This is a genomic window from Klebsiella sp. MS 92-3 (assembly GCF_000195655.1).
GTDB classification, from domain to species: Bacteria; Pseudomonadota; Gammaproteobacteria; order Enterobacterales; family Enterobacteriaceae; genus Klebsiella; species Klebsiella pneumoniae.
Genome location: NZ_GL882801.1, coordinates 3,972 through 6,241, shown reverse-complemented (window position 1 = coordinate 6,241; position 2,270 = coordinate 3,972). Strand labels below are relative to the sequence as shown.

Annotated in this window: 2 protein-coding genes; one reads left to right on the top strand and one right to left on the bottom strand. The window is 65.6% G+C overall.

Annotated elements, in window-relative coordinates; genetic code table 11:
* Positions 1-69 precede the first annotated feature (69 nt).
* A complete protein-coding gene (locus tag HMPREF9538_RS15385; RefSeq protein WP_004177011.1) occupies positions 70-1,077 on the bottom strand; it encodes a Gfo/Idh/MocA family oxidoreductase in 1,008 nt (335 codons plus the stop codon).
* A gap of 101 nt (positions 1,078-1,178) precedes the next feature.
* Here HMPREF9538_RS15385 and HMPREF9538_RS15390 point away from each other — a divergent pair, with 101 nt between their 5' ends.
* Entirely contained in the window at positions 1,179-2,198 is a 1,020-nt protein-coding gene (locus HMPREF9538_RS15390) for a LacI family DNA-binding transcriptional regulator (RefSeq protein WP_004191476.1), read from the top strand.
* The last annotated feature ends 72 nt before the right edge of the window (positions 2,199-2,270 follow it).

The following is a 2,270-nucleotide window of genomic DNA, read 5'->3' as shown; positions in this document are numbered from 1 at the left end:
GGGCAAGGCATCGCCGCCGCCCGGCATAAAGGCAGGTGCAGCGCCTGATAGCGGTTGCCTCGCACCCGCTCAGCGACAGTCGTCGACGGCGACAAACTGGCCATGCTGCAGGGACTGAACCGCCGCTTCGGCAATGGCCTGCGCCTGCAGGCCGTCCAGCAGGCCGGGCAGGTCGGCGACGGTTTCACCATTCAGGGAGCGAATAAAGGCGTCAAGATGCTGGTAATAAGATCCCTGTACCCGGCTGAACCAGTCCGGCCACAGGCCCGGCTCAATGCGCTGATTGCCGCGCCACAGGGTAGGGCCCGCCGGCGACTGGCTACCGGACTCCAGCGCGCCTTCGGCGCCCAGCAGGGTGATCCGTTCATCGTACCCGTGGCCGGTGCGGCGGGTATTGTCCAGCTGCGCCAGCGCGCCGCCGCGCATCTGCATCATCAGGATGGAGGTGTCGACATCGCCAAATTCGGCAATGTCCGGCAGGGCCAGCGCCGCGCCCATCGCTGCTACGGTGCGCACTTCATCGCCAGTGAGAAAGCGCAGGAGATCGAAGAAGTGGATCGCCTGATCGCGCATCTGGCCGCCGGAGCTGCGCAGATAGTCGAGCGGCGGCATGCTGGAGGCGCGGCAGACCATCTGCACCAGCTCGACCCGGCCGATAAGCCCTTGCTCCAGCTGGCGGCGGAGCTGCTGATGGCTGCTATCGAAGCGCCGGTTAAAGCCGACAGTGACCGGCACGTTCAGGGGGAGCACCCGCTCCACCACCTCACGGGCGCGCGCCAGGGAGAGGTCGATCGGTTTTTCGCAATAGACCGCCTTGCCCGCCCTGGCGGCGGCTTCCAGCAGTTCGGCATGCGACGGGGTTGAACTGGCGATCAGCACCGCGTCGATGGCGTCGCTATGGATCGCCTCGCTCACGGTCACCGCCCGGGCGCCATAGCGGGCGGCCAGCGCTTGGGCGCGCTCCGGGGCGGCATCGGCCACCATCGTCAGCGCACTTCCTTCATGACGGGCAAGACTGGCGGCATGAACCTGACCGATAAAACCACTGCCTACCAGGGCAAAACGTTTGCAGATCATTTTTTTCTCCAGAATGGCGAGGGGACGCTGCCACCATAATCGGTTTGCTAAACTCACTGACACTGCCGTTTTGATGGATTTCCATCATGAAGAGAGGGGCGATGAAAAACATTTCACTGGCGATGCTGGCCAGACAGATTGGCGTCGGCGTGGCCACCGTTGACCGGGTGCTGAACGAGCGCGGCGGCGTATCGCCGCAGACCACGCGCAAAGTGCTGCAGGCGGCGCGCGAGGCGGGGCTGAAGCGGATCCTGCCGGAGGAGCACCGCTTTCCCTGGCAGATTGAGGTCTTTCTCAGCAGCAATGACTCGTTCTTCTTTCCGCAGCTGGCGCAGGATTTTGCCGCCGTGGCGGATAGCCTCGGCTATCGCCGTCTGACCTTGCACCGCACCTTTGTCCCGGAGTCGCAGCCGACGACGCTGGCCCGGCGCATTGCGCGCAGTTGCCAGCAACGTCAGGGGATCATCGTCTTCGGCAATGACCATCCCGCGGTGCATGACGCGCTGCGCCGCTGCCGGGAGGCTGGCGTCCCGGCGATCACCCTGGCGACGGACCTGCCCGGCGCCGACCGACTCTGCCACGTGGGGATCAATCAGCTGCAGGCTGGCCGCACGGCGGGGTTAATGCTGGGGAGAATGACGCCGCGGCCCGGCGAGGTGCTGATGGTCAGCGGCCGGCAAGATTACAGCGCGCATCGCCTGCGCATTCAGGGGTTCCGCGAGGTGCTGAGCCAGCGCTTTCCCCACCTGCAGCTCAGCGACGTGCTGGCGGGCGAGGAGCGGCGGGAGCAGATCACCCGCCTGGTGGAGCAAGCCCTGTGCCGCAGCCGGAATATTGTTGGGATCTATAACACCGGACTTGGCAATACCCAGATTGCCGAGGCGCTGGCCCGCCACCGCCGCGAAGGCGACGTCTGCTGGATCACCCATGAGCGTTACAACACCACCCGGCAGCAGCTGGCGAAGGGCAGCCTGGCGTTAACGCTCGATCAGAACACCCGCCAGCACGCCCAGCTGGCGATCGACCTGATGCTGCGCCATCTGGAGTCCGGCTACCAGCCGCAAACCTATGCCGACGGTAAAGTCGACTTTATCCTCTACAGCGCCGAGAACGTGGACTAAGGCGTGCGGCACCTCCCTTCCTGACAACACGGATTTCCCCCCCCCCGGGGGGGGGCCCCCCCCCCCCCCCCC

Bases quoted from the DNA above. Each gene is read 5' to 3' on its own strand.
- HMPREF9538_RS15385 (WP_004177011.1), bottom strand. From the start codon at position 1,077: ATGATCTGCAAACGTTTTGCCCTGGTAGGCAGTGGTTTTATCGGTCAG.
- HMPREF9538_RS15390 (WP_004191476.1), top strand. From the start codon at position 1,179: ATGAAAAACATTTCACTGGCGATGCTGGCCAGACAGATTGGCGTCGGC.